Origin of the sequence: Acidiphilium acidophilum (genome assembly GCF_033842475.1) — a bacterium.
GTDB lineage: Bacteria > Pseudomonadota > Alphaproteobacteria > Acetobacterales > Acetobacteraceae > Acidiphilium > Acidiphilium acidophilum.
Genome location: NZ_JAWXYB010000018.1, coordinates 2,230,747 through 2,243,789 on the forward strand (window position 1 = coordinate 2,230,747; position 13,043 = coordinate 2,243,789).

11 protein-coding genes, 1 tRNA gene and 3 pseudogenes are annotated in these 13,043 nt (G+C 58.2%); 7 read left to right on the top strand and 8 right to left on the bottom strand.

Translation table 11 applies throughout. The features are described from left to right. Positions 1-32 precede the first annotated feature (32 nt). From SIL87_RS13200 to SIL87_RS20155, 3 genes are all read left to right on the top strand, one after another. Positions 33-109 (top strand) — tRNA-Arg (locus tag SIL87_RS13200). 98 nt (positions 110-207) lie between these two features. After that, positions 208-1,257 carry a tyrosine-type recombinase/integrase gene (locus SIL87_RS13205; protein ID WP_319614633.1) on the top strand — a complete coding sequence of 350 codons (1,050 nt, stop codon included), beginning with the start codon at positions 208-210 and terminating at the stop codon, positions 1,255-1,257. A 43-nt stretch (positions 1,258-1,300) separates the two neighbouring features. Next, the gene (locus tag SIL87_RS20155) at positions 1,301-1,519 is read left to right on the top strand and encodes a type II toxin-antitoxin system MqsR family toxin (RefSeq protein WP_405055235.1); all 219 of its coding nucleotides are present in this window, start codon (positions 1,301-1,303) and stop codon (positions 1,517-1,519) included. A 676-nt stretch (positions 1,520-2,195) separates the two neighbouring features. Here SIL87_RS20155 and SIL87_RS13210 read toward each other — a convergent pair. Then, the gene (locus SIL87_RS13210; protein ID WP_319614634.1) at positions 2,196-2,612 is read right to left on the bottom strand and encodes a hypothetical protein; all 417 of its coding nucleotides are present in this window, start codon (positions 2,610-2,612) and stop codon (positions 2,196-2,198) included. A gap of 72 nt (positions 2,613-2,684) precedes the next feature. After that, positions 2,685-3,344, bottom strand: a pseudogene (locus SIL87_RS13215) (IS256 family transposase); the annotation flags it as partial. A 115-nt stretch (positions 3,345-3,459) separates the two neighbouring features. Here SIL87_RS13215 and SIL87_RS13220 point away from each other — a divergent pair. Continuing rightward, a complete protein-coding gene (locus SIL87_RS13220; RefSeq protein ID WP_319612316.1) occupies positions 3,460-4,641 on the top strand; it encodes an IS256 family transposase in 1,182 nt (393 codons plus the stop codon). A 37-nt stretch (positions 4,642-4,678) separates the two neighbouring features. Here the strand turns inward: SIL87_RS13220 and SIL87_RS13225 are convergent. From SIL87_RS13225 to SIL87_RS13235, 4 genes and pseudogenes are all read right to left on the bottom strand, one after another. Next, positions 4,679-5,227: pseudogene (locus SIL87_RS13225) on the bottom strand (transposase); the annotation flags it as partial. After that, positions 5,179-5,622, bottom strand: a pseudogene (locus SIL87_RS20160) (DNA-primase RepB domain-containing protein); the annotation flags it as partial. The pseudogenes SIL87_RS13225 and SIL87_RS20160, both read right to left, overlap by 49 nt. A 36-nt stretch (positions 5,623-5,658) precedes the next feature. Next, positions 5,659-6,711 carry an IS66 family transposase gene (gene tnpC / locus SIL87_RS13230; protein ID WP_319613188.1) on the bottom strand — a complete coding sequence of 351 codons (1,053 nt, stop codon included), beginning with the start codon at positions 6,709-6,711 and terminating at the stop codon, positions 5,659-5,661. A 544-nt stretch (positions 6,712-7,255) separates the two neighbouring features. Continuing rightward, positions 7,256-7,651 carry a hypothetical protein gene (locus SIL87_RS13235; protein ID WP_319614637.1) on the bottom strand — a complete coding sequence of 132 codons (396 nt, stop codon included), beginning with the start codon at positions 7,649-7,651 and terminating at the stop codon, positions 7,256-7,258. 1,347 nt (positions 7,652-8,998) lie between these two features. Between SIL87_RS13235 and SIL87_RS13240 the strand changes: the two genes are divergently transcribed. From SIL87_RS13240 to SIL87_RS13250, 3 genes are all read left to right on the top strand, one after another. Beyond that, positions 8,999-9,142: a hypothetical protein gene (locus SIL87_RS13240; RefSeq protein WP_319614638.1), complete on the top strand. Its 144-nt coding sequence runs from the start codon at positions 8,999-9,001 to the stop codon at positions 9,140-9,142. Positions 9,143-9,767: 625 nt separating this feature from the next. Continuing rightward, the gene (locus tag SIL87_RS13245) at positions 9,768-9,944 is read left to right on the top strand and encodes a hypothetical protein (protein WP_319614639.1); all 177 of its coding nucleotides are present in this window, start codon (positions 9,768-9,770) and stop codon (positions 9,942-9,944) included. A gap of 81 nt (positions 9,945-10,025) precedes the next feature. Continuing rightward, positions 10,026-12,185, top strand: a complete 2,160-nt coding sequence (locus SIL87_RS13250) for a DotA/TraY family protein (RefSeq protein ID WP_319614640.1) — start codon at positions 10,026-10,028, stop codon at positions 12,183-12,185. Positions 12,186-12,200: 15 nt separating this feature from the next. Here SIL87_RS13250 and SIL87_RS13255 read toward each other — a convergent pair whose 3' ends face one another. After that, entirely contained in the window at positions 12,201-12,584 is a 384-nt protein-coding gene (locus SIL87_RS13255) for a hypothetical protein (RefSeq protein WP_319614641.1), read from the bottom strand. A 73-nt stretch (positions 12,585-12,657) separates the two neighbouring features. Further along, positions 12,658-13,014, bottom strand: coding sequence for a hypothetical protein (locus SIL87_RS13260; RefSeq protein ID WP_319614642.1), 357 nt, complete (start codon positions 13,012-13,014; stop codon positions 12,658-12,660). Positions 13,015-13,043 lie beyond the last annotated feature (29 nt).

Consider the following 13,043-nt stretch of genomic DNA (forward strand, 5'->3'; position numbering starts at 1 on the left):
CCCCGGCCCGAACCGGGCTATCAGACCGGCGTGGACCCGTAGCTCAGCTGGATAGAGCGTTGCCCTCCGAAGGCAAAGGTCGCGCGTTCGAATCGCGCCGGGTCCGCCAAATTCCCCAAGAAAATCAACGACTTAGCAAAAGCGCCGGGAATTTATTTGATTTTGCGCTCCAATTAAGGTCCAACTGCGCTCCACAAGGAGACGGTGATGGCAACGATTCGGGCGCGGCGAGATCGGGACAAAAACATAATCGGCTTCCAGGCGTTGATCCGGCGCGCTGGGCATCCACAACAAATCAAGACGTTCAGAAACAAGCGCGATGCAGAAATCTGGTCGAACGCCATTGAGTCAGAGATGGAGCGCAACGTGTTCGTCGATCGCTCAGAAGCGTCTCGAACCACGCTCCGCCAGGTCCTAGAACGCTACAAGACCGAGATTTCGACGGCAAAGCGGGGGTCTGGCCCGGAAATATCTCGAATCACCGCTTTGATGGACCATCCGCTCGCATCCCGAAAAATGGCCGCCATCACGTCATCAGACATTGCCAAATGGCGGAACGAACGACTCCAAGCCGTATCTGCATCGACTACAAAAAGAGAAATGACGATCTTGTCTCACGTTTTCTCGATAGCGATCGACGAATGGGGTATCAGTCTCGAAAAGAATCCACTGGCGAAGGTTTCTAGACCAAAAGTTAACGATCAGCGTGATCGCAGATTTCAAGACGAAGAGGAAAAAGCGCTGATCGAAGCGGCGACGCAGTACGAACAGAGACAGGACGCAATGCCGATCGTGTTCATGATCCGGTTCCTGGTTGAAACCAGCATGCGCCGGTCTGAACTGGTTAATATGAAATGGGAACACGTAAATCTGACTCGCCGTACCCTACGCATTCCGAACTCAAAAACCGATACCGAGCGTGAAAAAGGCAGGACGATTCCGATTTCATCGAAAGCTGTCGCCGTCTTGATCGACCTCGGCCCCCACGAAGCCGGACCCGTGTGGGGTAATATAAAGCCAGACTCTGTTACCAGAGCGTTTTCGCGGATCTGCGACCGCGCCGGCCTAAAAAACCTGCGACTACATGACCTAAGGCACGAAGCGATTTCAAGAATCTATGAACAAACTGACTTGGATGCGCTGGAAGTCAGCCGGGTCAGCGGCCACAAGTCCATCTCGATGCTAAGCCGATACACGCATCTGCGCCCAGACGATCTGGCCGATCGCTTGGACGGCAAGCGACGCGGCGGCGGATGATTTAGGATTGCCGATAACACCATTATGGTGTTATGTGTCTGGGGTGACGGATAAACGCAAACCGACTTACGACCTTGACGCATTCAAGTTGGCCGCAGGTGGCATGCGGGTCACGATCGTTGCGACGAGAACGGCGGCTGGTCTGGGGTTCGGGCGCGCCGAAATCGAAGCCACGATTCAGACCATTCAACGGACACACTTCTACAAGTCCATGACCTCCCACGGTGATCATCGGATTTGGCAGGATGTTTGTTACGGCTAAGGTCACATAATATGCAGTATGTGACGTTTGTAAGCCGCGCCACATTTGATCAGAAGGCGGCACGAAAGCCACGGAAAGCAAGAGGTTGGTCGGCGCGTCCAGCGCGGCGGCGGGCCTTGGCGGGCCGCCGGGACGGCGGGAGTGTGGTCAGGCGGCGGGCGGGCTGGGGCGGCCCTGGCGGGCCAGGGCGGGACCGGCGGGAGCGGAGTGCCGGGCAGCCTGATGGCGGGCCTGAGCGGGCCTTGGGCGGCCCGGCAGTGAGCCCCCGCCGGCGGCGGGGAAGAAGACACAGCCGCCGCGCGGGCGCGGCCCCTGGTTTACCTCAAGGCTAAAATGATCATTGCGATCATTTTATGATCATTTTATGATCATTTTAGTGATCATTTTAGTTGTAGATATATCCTTCACTTTTTCAAAATAAGGATAAAATGATCATATATTCTGAAAAACACATACCATATAGGATTTTTGCAAAATTTCAGATCTCGTAGAATCGAATTTCTGTGGGTGTATGTGCTGAGCCGGAATCGTGATCATTTAGCCCGATTTTGGCAAAGATGCAGGTATAATCTACAACTAAAATGATCACTAAAATGATCATAAAATGATCCGGGGGTGATCATTTTAGCCGTTAAGGTAAACTCCGGGCCGCGCCGCCGGCGCGGCGGCTGTGTCTTTACGCCGGGCCCGCCCGGCGGCGCGGCGCAGCCGCCTTGGCGATCTCGGCCCAGCCGGTGTGGTACGCCCGCGTTTTCTCAAGGCTCCGGTCTCCCGCCGGCCCGAACGCCGCGCCGGCGGTGCGGCGGGCATAGTCGGGCCAGTCATGCCTGCGCCCCTCTCTCGTCGTCGACCTTTCGATGATCTGTGCGATCGCATCGCGCCCGATCCCGATCGCCCGCAAGCGGATCGCGATCATAAAATCCACTTTGGACATATCGCGCTCGGGCGCATCGCGCATCACGGTAGTCTCGATGTCGTGTAGAAAGACCTCATATAGCGCGTCCGGCGTCCCCCCGGCCTCGGGCCGCCCCATCGGCCTGATGGCCGGCCTGGCGGGGCTCGTCTGTTCCCTCACGCGCGGGGTTTGCGACATGATCGCGGCGATCCGATCTCGCCCGCCGGTCGATTGAGCAACCTGATGTCTGGAAAATAGGGCGAGCGGGGGTCAGGCATCCTGGTAGTCCCACTTGATGTAGCCCTTGGTGTCGGCGGCCCATTTTTCATCGATTTCGACGAGGACGGCGCTGACGAGGCGTTCGAGGGAGGCTTCGTTGGGGAAGACCCTGATTTTGGTGGTGCGGCGTTTGAGTTCCTGCTGGATGCCGCGTTCCATGGGGTTGGAAGTGCGAAGCCGGCGCTGGTGGGGTTCTGGCAGTGTGAAGACGGTGAGGCCTTCGGGGATATTTCGTTCGAGCCAATCGGCGAGCTTTGGTGCGGTGTCGCGATAGGCATTGACGAGGGTTGTGAGAGCGATCTGGGCAGCGGCGAGGGAATTTGCGTTCCAGACGGTCCGGAGTTCTGCGCCGATGCGTTTGCGGATGGCGTGGTTGGGGGCGTGGTGGATGGCGTTTTGGGCGAGGTGGAACTGGCATCGTTGCCAGTGTGCGGCGCCGAAGACGGCGCGGCGTGCGGCGTGCAATCCGGCATGGTCATCGGAGACGATGAATTCGACGCCTCGCAGGCCACGCTGATGGAGGCTTTCGAGGAAGGCACGCCAATGGACTTCGGCCTCGGAAAGGGCGACCGAGACGCCGAGGACACGGCGGCGTTCATCGGGTCCGATGCCGATGGCCGAGAGCACGGCGGCATCGGTGGTGTAACCTGACGTCTGGAAATTCATTTTGGGTTGGGAGTTGGTGCCCTTGCCGGGGCATGCCCCGGCAAGGGCTGTTCATTCTGGTATTCCATGCAGTTGTTCACACCAACATGGAGACCGATGAATGGACGCCAAAAAGGATACGATTATCGAGGCACTTTTGGAACATCTGATCGAAAACGGCGCAGGCGATATCGCCACGGTATTTGCCAGGACCTTCGAACTCGCCATGCAGATCGAGCGCGAACGCTTCCTCCACGCCAGTCACTACGAGCGCAACCCCGATCGTCAGGGTTACGCCAATGGCTACAAGCCCAAGCGGATCGATACCCCGGCCGGGTCGATCACCGTCGATGTCCCCAAAACCGCCGGTCACGTGGGCGAACCCTTCTACCCACAGTCCCTCGAACGCGGCCGACGCTCGGTCCGCGCCGTCATGGTCGCCGTCGCCGAAATGTACATCAAAGGCGTCTCCACCCGCGACGTCGAGGCCGTCATGCGCGAATTCGGCATCGAAAGCCTCTCCTCCGCTCAGGTCAGCCGCGCCAGCAAGCTGCTCGATGACGAACTCGCCGCCTGGCGCACCCGACCCCTCGCCGAGATCCGCTACCTCATCCTCGACGCCAGATATGAAAAAATGCGCGATAATGGCGTCGTCCGCGATGCCGCCGTGCTCTCGGCCATCGGCATCGGACCCGATGAACGCCGCCGTGTCCTCGGCGTCTCGGTCGCCCTTTCCGAGGCCGAAGTCCATTGGCGTGCCTTCCTCGAAAGCCTCCATCAGCGTGGCCTGCGAGGCGTCGAATTCATCGTCTCCGATGACCATGCCGGATTGCACGCCGCACGCCGCGCCGTCTTCGGCGCCGCACACTGGCAACGATGCCAGTTCCACCTCGCCCAAAACGCCATCCACCACGCCCCCAACCACGCCATCCGCAAACGCATCGGCGCAGAACTCCGGACCGTCTGGAACGCAAATTCCCTCGCCGCTGCCCAGATCGCTCTCACAACCCTCGTCAATGCCTATCGCGACACCGCACCAAAGCTCGCCGATTGGCTCGAACGAAATATCCCCGAAGGCCTCACCGTCTTCACACTGCCAGAACCCCACCAGCGCCGGCTTCGCACTTCCAACCCCATGGAACGCGGCATCCAGCAGGAACTCAAACGCCGCACCACCAAAATCAGGGTCTTCCCCAACGAAGCCTCCCTCGAACGCCTCGTCAGCGCCGTCCTCGTCGAAATCGATGAAAAATGGGCCGCCGACACCAAGGGCTACATCAAGTGGGACTACCAGGATGCCTGACCCCCGCTCGCCCTATTTTCCAGACATCAGGTTGCTCAATCGCGGCATCGCGGACGACGCCATTATCGCGCATTTTTTCATATCTGGCGTCGAGGATGAGGTAGCGGATCTCGGCGAGGGGTCGGGTGCGCCAGGCGGCGAGTTCGTCATCGAGCAGCTTGCTGGCGCGGCTGACCTGAGCGGAGGAGAGGCTTTCGATGCCGAATTCGCGCATGACGGCCTCGACGTCGCGGGTGGAGACGCCTTTGATGTACATTTCGGCGACGGCGACCATGACGGCGCGGACCGAGCGTCGGCCGCGTTCGAGGGACTGTGGGTAGAAGGGTTCGCCCACGTGACCGGCGGTTTTGGGGACATCGACGGTGATCGACCCGGCCGGGGTATCGATCCGCTTGGGCTTGTAGCCATTGGCGTAACCCTGACGATCGGGGTTGCGCTCGTAGTGACTGGCGTGGAGGAAGCGTTCGCGCTCGATCTGCATGGCGAGTTCGAAGGTCCTGGCAAATACCGTGGCGATATCGCCTGCGCCGTTTTCGATCAGATGTTCCAAAAGTGCCTCGATAATCGTATCCTTTTTGGCGTCCATTCATCGGTCTCCATGTTGGTGTGAACAACTGCATGGAATACCAGAATGAACAGCCCTTGCCGGGGCATGCCCCGGCAAGGGCACCAACTCCCAACCCAAAATGAATTTCCAGACGTCAGGTTACACCACCCGCCGGTCCACTCCCCGCCTGTCGCTTCGATCATGGTGACGATCGGTGCTCCACCGTTGATCTGGCGTGCCTTTTTGACGTTCGGCGTCCCAGGCATGCGATGCGGCTGGATAATATTTGTCAGTCCGGGATCGCCGAACTCCCGGTTTAGCTCTTGCGCCAGCGCGACAGACGCGAGATATTCTTGCGACTTTACAGATGATTCGAGATGTGGCGCATTGACGTTATGGATACGCGGTATTCTGATGAGCGCTTGCCATGAGCTTTGACTCGTTTGTTGTAACCGTTCACACCCCCCGGGTCAGACCGCTACCTGGGCAGGGATTGTGGGCAGCAGATTGTTAGCTCGTGCGGCGGTGATGAGGGCGCAGGCATAGGCCCATGGATCAGTGCCACGCTTGCGGCAGGTGTCAATGACGCTGAGCGCGGCGGCATAGAACCGGCTCCCTTCATCGGATCGCGTGCCAAAGCTGATGCGCCTCGAGATCACCGCGTGGCGGAGCGCACGTTCGGCATCATTGTTGGTGGGCGGTAAATCCCGATCGGCGACGAAGGCGACCACTGCGTCCCAGTCATTGAGGATTTCACCTGCCAGCCCGCGAACTTTCGCATCGATCTCATGGCGATTGCATTGACAGTTCCATTTGATGCTCGCGGTCAGGCGCTTGATGGCGGCGGGGTCGTCGCCGTCATGCACGCGCTCGATCAGGCGGCGCAGATCGCGGACCAGATCGCTGCCGAAGCCTGATCCCGCGCCGTAATGCCCCTCTGCCAGCGCGCGGGCCTTACGGATCAGGTGCGCCAGACATCTCTGGCGGCGTGGATGATCGCGATAGGCACCGTAACCGTCGGTGACGAGCCAACCCAGAAAGGCCTCGCCGATCAGCGCGGCCAATTCGCAGTGCTTGCGGCTGCCGATCCGATAGACGATCGTGGTTGCCGTCACCGCAACCCAGAGCCACAGCAGACTTGCCTTTTGATACCACGGGGTTTCGTCGAGATGGACGATGTCAGCCGCACGCACATCTTCGATCAATTGCTCGACCACGGGTTCGCTCGCCAGACCGAATTCGTGAATGCAGCGTTCGATGGTGGCAATCCCGAGCTCAACGCCCAGCCAGTCAGCCAGGAATTCAGCGATCTTGACGCGCGAGAGGCGGAAACGCAGCGACAGCGCCGCGATGAAGGTGGCGAGCATCGGGCCAACCAGGCAGCGCTCGCTCATCAGCAGGTCGCGCCGGCGCCCCTCGACATGTGAGCACAGTCCGGTTGCGGGGCGTGCGATGGTCTCGTGGCCACAGTCGCAGCGTATCGCCAGATAGCAATGTTTCGTGGCTGCGACATGAAGGCTCATGTCGCCGCGGGTGAGTTCAAAGCTCAGATGAGCGCTGACTTGGCGGCTTTGCGAGACGGTGGAAGATCCGAAAACTGCACGGCATGCGTCGCACGCTGTCGGCGCATGCAGGAGTTCACCGCTGACTATAATCGGCAACCGGCGCCAAAACCCTTTCGTCCCTGGCCGTTTGCCGGCCGGCTTGGGTCCAGGGTTGCCGGCGGAAGCGTTGCCGCCCGGCGCGGAACCACCACCCCCATCGGTTTTGTCGTCCCGGTCGGAGCGCTCAGAACTTTGCCCGCTCTTGGTGTTACGCCGGTAGGGATTGTCGCTGGAAGGCGGACGGGAACTGGTTGTTGAATCCTCGCCGGCATGGTTTGCCAGCGCTCGCGCCAATTCATGTAAATCCCAGGTCAGTTCTTCAAGCTCGACGCGCGACATCGCAGATAAATCAGTACGTTTAATGTCTTTCAGGCCGGGGATTCTCTGACGGGGCATCAGAATCGTAGAGTCCGGTTCGGGTGGAAAAGCAAGCCCAGCCTTTCGACATTTTACCGGCCGTTGGCTAACGCTTCATTCGAGGCAAGAAAGGGGGGGTGTGAATGGTTACCGTTTGTTGCACATATGCGAAGACGACGCCGGCCATTTTCGCTGCATCGATCTTCTCGGGATTTGTATCGTCGATCAGTACGATGTGATGTGATTTCGATAGCGGTGTAAGGTATAGATGTTCTATATTAGATTGCACTAGACGCTCAATGATAAACCATGGGATCTTGTCGGGTGAGTAGCCGGGTAGTGTGCCATCTTCCTCTTTATTTAGATGCCAGGTTCGACCGCTCTCCTTTCGACTTGTAACACGGTAAGCATCAGCTTTGACGGCTCGATGATATATTTGAAAGGCCGTCGCGGCATCGGTTTTCGGAAGGCTGCTCGATTTTATGATTCTAATCAGGCTCATGGGTCACTCCTGGTGGCTGTCTCATTTCGCTGCCGTTTCGCTGCCGCGATGTGAAGCGCAGGGCCAATTGTCAGTTTTAGTATAACCGGCCCGCGCGGGCTGAACCACTTCACATCGACGATGTGAGATTCCGGGGGCGCTCCGGCCCCCAAGGAGGTTATCAGATGAAATTCAGGACAATCTTGCTGGCGACGGCGTGCGGCTTGGCGGTGCCCGTGGCCGCCACGGCTGCCGGCCCCACCCCAGCCCCAGCCGCCCCGCTTCAGGTAGGCAAGCCGTCGGTCAAGGTCGTGCCGGTGTTCCAGGTGACGCCACCGAACCAGTTGCCGCCCGCCAATGAGCTTCCGACCGCGCCGTTTGCGGTAGGATTATATTCCGCGATCCTGGCCCAGGCGAACGACTCAAATGAACTTCCGACATCGCCGCCGCCGCCGCAATCGGCCTTGCCGTCGTGCTCTGGTTATCAACTCAACAAGTATTCATGGTACTGGCCGTCCGTTACGCAGTCGCAGACATGGTGGGCGGCGCAGCCTGGCGCGCCGGCCAAGGGGTCTGAGGCTTATACTATCGGGATTGCCATTTCGCACCAGCAACAGGAAGGATGGCAGGTAACCGGCGGTTGCGTTGCAGATCCGGAACCCGCCTGTTCCGGCGCGGGATACACAAGTCATTATACCTGGGGCGGCCAATTCAGCGGATGGGGTGGGTACTGCAATTACCAGCCGCAGCCATCATGCCCTACCGGCGCGGGTTATACAGGTAGCTATAACTGGAACGGATCGAGATGGGTGTCAGGCTGCCAATATCAATCGCAGCCGTCATGCCCTACCGGCGCGGGTTACACCGGCAGCTATAGCTGGAATGGTTCCAGTTGGGTCTCAGGCTGCCAGTACCAGGCCCAGCCGTCATGTCCTGCCCGGTATAGTGGCAGCTATAGCTGGACCGGTGCGGCATGGGTCGATAACTGCGTCGCTCCGCCTGCGCCATCAACTCCGCCCGCTTCGTCCCCGCCCTCGTCGAACAATGGCGGATCATCGAGTAACGGGGGCGGCGGCGCTGCGTCATCGACACAGTATTATCTATACTTCTCGCGCGGCAATACAGCGCGTGGGCAGGGCCAGGGCGGTCAACGATATTCAGTATCGCAATCAGACTTCGATCAAGTCGTCGCGAGCGGCAACTTTGTCATCGATTATGCTGATCCTGCGCACAATGTCGCCAACTCGGCTGACGGCGCATATACATTGCCGCCGGAATGTACGATATTACCCGACGGCGTGGATAGTATTGAGGGCACTACTATTCCAGATATAAGCTGCGCACCACGATAAGAAAAAGGGGGCTCCGATGATGGAGCCCCCTTTTTACTCCTTTCATTTAGTTGATGATTATTTATGCGCGGCGGCCTTCCCGGCGGTCGCGATCGACTTCGTTTTGGGGCTGCAATACTTCGCATTGGCGAAACGAGCGCCGGGCGAGGCGCAGGAATGAGCGAACCACTGGGGCGCGGGGGAGCCCCAACGCGCGAACGCAGGGCTGGTCGCGCCGACGAGGGCTGCAAGGGTGACGATTGAGATGATGACTGCGCGCATTGAGATATCTCCTGATTGCCACCGACGTTGATGGTATCAGTTATATAGTTGGTATCAGAATGGAACGCAATAGCTGATACCATGAATAACCGCCGCTCACGCTGTTGTGATACCATCTAAGCTGGAACGGCGATCGATACGTGATACCGGGTATCTGCCGCGCGGAGATATACCTGATACCATGTACCGGGGCGTATATGGTATCATGTATACGATATGCGATACCATCTATCACGTCGGGTAGGTGGTATCATATACGATCCGGGCAGCGATACCTGATACCATGTACCGCCGAGCCGCAGAGATATTTGTGATACCAGGTATGGAGTTTTTTATGGTATCATGTACCAGATTACTGATACCACCTAACAGGGTTTTCATGGTATCACCTATCGTTTACCTGATACCATCTATCAATCTCGTTGAATTATCTTTATATGGTATCAGGAAAACCCGATTGGACTCAAATCATGGTATCATATATAGCGAATCGCGTGGGCAGAAAACGGATCAACGACGAGTTCATGAGCGCGAGATTCCCCGCCGGCACCTTTGCGCGCATCGACGCAAATCTGCGCGAGAGAGAGGCGCGGTCTGATTTTATTCGGCTTGCGGTCGATGCCGAGATCGCCCGGCGCGAGGGCGCTTCCGGCCCGCCACCAGCGAAAAAGAAGCCCGCCGCCCCGTCCGACCAGGGCTGATCCCGCCCGGCCCGGCGCGCCGCATTTCACATCGATACCGTGACCATCGACCCGCCACATCCGGCGGGCAGGAGGTGGTTTATGGGCAGTTTCGTGATTCCGAGCGGAGATTACGTCAACGCAATGTTCCTGATGATCTTTGGTCCCATCTGGACCGCGATCGTCAACTCGGGTCTCAATTTCGGCGCGGTCGGCAGTGCCGGGGGTGGCGTCTTCGGGCCTGCCTTCATGGTTTACAACCTGGCGATAATGGGCCTGACGCTTTTCTACATCGTCAAGATTGTGCTCGAAGGCGTCGTTGGCACGGCGTACCATGGCGAATGGCTGGGCAAAAGTTTCCATGGCTTTTTCACGCCGATGCGCGTCATTATCATGCTCGCGCTGATCGCTCCGGTTTCTTCTGGCTTTTCAATCTCGCAGATCATCGTTTTGTGGACCGCCGGGCAGGCAATCGCAGTCGCGGACGGCATATCGAATACTATGCTAATCTCAATATTAAAGACAGGTTTAGTCTTCAATCCACAGATTATGCCGTCGTCGCGCCAAGTCGCCTCGTCTCTGCTACAAGACCTGGTATGCGTTGACACATATAATAGCGGCGCGTCTGGCGGGCCTGCCCTCATGACGTCAAGTAGTACCGGGTCCGGGACTACACATGGTGTTGAATTTGGTGGCAGACCTGGCACGAATATTTCACCGTCTGCTTGCGGCACGATCATCGTATCTTCCGCAAGTCAGCCGAAATCATCGGCGGAAATCAACGGAATCAACGCGATGATGCCGATATTGAATCCTGTCGCGCTCAAAATAACGAACGGAGCCCTGGGCCAGCCGACGCAAAACACCTCGACCGGATCAGTATTATCTGGCTCTACTTCCGGCATTCCAAGTAACGCAGTAAGTCTCGCAGCCCAGGCGTATAGCGAAGCGGTGCAATCTGCGGTCGCGAGCCAGGTCACCGCCGCCAACTCCGGACTAACGAATTCGTGGTCGACCGCGCTCCAAAATGACGGGTTCGGCGCGCTCGGGAGCTTCCAGATTCAGGTGTCATCGCTCGACCAGAAAATCGCTGACTTCAGCGCTGCGCAGCCCGATATCACCGGCCCGGCGACCGCAGACCTACCGGCGGGCTATGGGTATCAGCAGACCAGCGCAGCCGCTATGTCATACATCGAAAATGACAATCAGTTAGCCGCAACGCCCGGCTCGCTGGCCGGCCAGATCACAAACCCGCTTGGAAACCTGAAGTCGGGATCGCTCATGGCGCGAATAATCGACCCCGTTTTGATCCGCCTGAATGGCTCGATACTAAGCGATGTCAAGTCGTTGTCGTCCTCAACAAGTAACCCGATTGGTGCTCTGCAAACGCTCGGCATTACGCTGATGGTATCCGGCCTGACGGCTTACTCGATACTGTTGCTCGGCGTTGGTTCACTTGGGGCTGCCACTGGCAACCTCGTGGGCAATGCTGCGGGTGCAGGTAAAGCCGCGAGTTTCGTCATAGGGTTTATCAAGCCCGTTGCACTTATGCTGATCGCGGGACCGATCTTGGCGGGCGGAATACTTGCATACGTCATTCCTGCGATGCTCTATATTATGTACACCTTTGCGGTCATTGGTTGGGTCGCGGCTGTATTTGTTGGGGTCGTCGGCGCACCGCTGTGGGCTGCGAGTCATGCAGTCCCGGATGGTGAAGGGTTTGTACCGGCTGGTGCGTCGCAAGGTTATAAGTTGCTGCTCTCAATATTCGCAAAGCCCGCGCTAATTGTATTCGGGTTCTTCGCCGCAATGTTGTTGTTCAGCGCGGGCGAATACCTGATCAACAAGACTTTCATTTTCGTTGCGAACGGCGTTCTACAGTCGAGCATGGGCGGTAGTGTCGCGCAAGGTGTTGCGGGGGCGCTCATGTCGCTAATTGGGACGTTGATATATGTCGGGATTCTTGTCGTGGTATACTGGAAGCTCGGCGAGTGGAGCTTTGGACTTGTCAATCTCGTGCCGGATCGGGCGCTCGATTGGATCGGGTTGAACGACATCTCGATGTCCGAGGAGGGCGTACATGGGGAGGTGTACGGCGGGGTGGTGAGCCATACGCGGACTGTCCAGGGGGCGGTCGTGCAACCGCTTCCTGAGCGCGCGGGTGGTGGCGGCAATGGGAACGAAAGCGGGGAAACTGGCAGCAACGCTACACCCGCCGCCAAGACGCTTGAGACCGACGTTCTTCCTGAACGGAATACATGACGCAAACCGGCGTCGCTAAAGAAAGCGACGCCGGAGGCTATTCTGGATCGTAACCGACTTATCGAGCAAGGCCCTGTCTCTGGCCGCGCTCTTTTTTGTCGCCTCGATGACCTCAAGCACCTTCTCGGCACTGGCATCTCTGTCTGACATCAAAAATTCAAGGCCGGCCTTGAACGCGACGGCGTCAGCATGCTCGTCCTGGGCGACGTATGCCAACTCCGCCAGGGCTGCTCGCCGCCAGTCGTCGCCCTTTTTCCATTCGTTCCGCACCTGCTCAAGCTGCGACTGTGCTGCCCGCAGATCGCCCCGAGCGCGTTGGAGCGCCGCACTGTTGCCAGCAAATTCGGCGTCATAGCTGACCTGGGGCTTGCCCCGCGAATCATAACTTGTTCGAAACATCACGCGACCTCATTTGATTTCAGCACTATATCAAGTTACAGTGCAGTTGTCAACATAATTCCACAAGTTAAAGTCAAAACTGGCCGGGCCGGCGTCCCAAAAGTAGTCCAGCAACGCCCATGACAAGCGGAATGGTTGCGGGGACAAGTAGCGACGCAAGCTCATAATCCCGTGTGATAAGCACAAAGGCGACGACAAGGCCATATAGCGCGAACGAAAGCAGAATTTTATTGTAACACTCGACCGCCGCGATCCGCATCTGCGGGTGCTGTTTCTCGCCGACGGGGGCGATCAAGGTTTTTGACATGGTGGTGAGGCGGCTTTTAGTGTCTCGACCGGCGGCGATGAAAGGGTTGAAAAACCGCATTTCGGCCCGGGCTGCGCGGCGGAAGAGGCCGGGTTTGCGGGGTTTCGAGGGTGATGTTGTCATGGTGTATCTCCTTTATGCCCCGCACGGCG

What these genes read in the sequence shown, in the direction of transcription:
- SIL87_RS13235 (WP_319614637.1), bottom strand. Translation starts at nt 7,651, where the DNA reads ATGAGCCTGATTAGAATCATAAAATCGAGCAGCCTTCCGAAAACCGAT.
- SIL87_RS13210 (WP_319614634.1), bottom strand. Translation starts at nt 2,612, where the DNA reads ATGTCGCAAACCCCGCGCGTGAGGGAACAGACGAGCCCCGCCAGGCCG.
- SIL87_RS13240 (WP_319614638.1), top strand. Translation starts at nt 8,999, where the DNA reads ATGATGGAGCCCCCTTTTTACTCCTTTCATTTAGTTGATGATTATTTA.
- SIL87_RS13245 (WP_319614639.1), top strand. Translation starts at nt 9,768, where the DNA reads ATGAGCGCGAGATTCCCCGCCGGCACCTTTGCGCGCATCGACGCAAAT.
- tnpC (WP_319613188.1), bottom strand. Translation starts at nt 6,711, where the DNA reads ATGAGCCTTCATGTCGCAGCCACGAAACATTGCTATCTGGCGATACGC.
- SIL87_RS13220 (WP_319612316.1), top strand. Translation starts at nt 3,460, where the DNA reads ATGGACGCCAAAAAGGATACGATTATCGAGGCACTTTTGGAACATCTG.
- SIL87_RS13255 (WP_319614641.1), bottom strand. Translation starts at nt 12,584, where the DNA reads ATGTTTCGAACAAGTTATGATTCGCGGGGCAAGCCCCAGGTCAGCTAT.
- SIL87_RS13205 (WP_319614633.1), top strand. Translation starts at nt 208, where the DNA reads ATGGCAACGATTCGGGCGCGGCGAGATCGGGACAAAAACATAATCGGC.
- SIL87_RS13250 (WP_319614640.1), top strand. Translation starts at nt 10,026, where the DNA reads ATGGGCAGTTTCGTGATTCCGAGCGGAGATTACGTCAACGCAATGTTC.
- SIL87_RS13260 (WP_319614642.1), bottom strand. Translation starts at nt 13,014, where the DNA reads ATGACAACATCACCCTCGAAACCCCGCAAACCCGGCCTCTTCCGCCGC.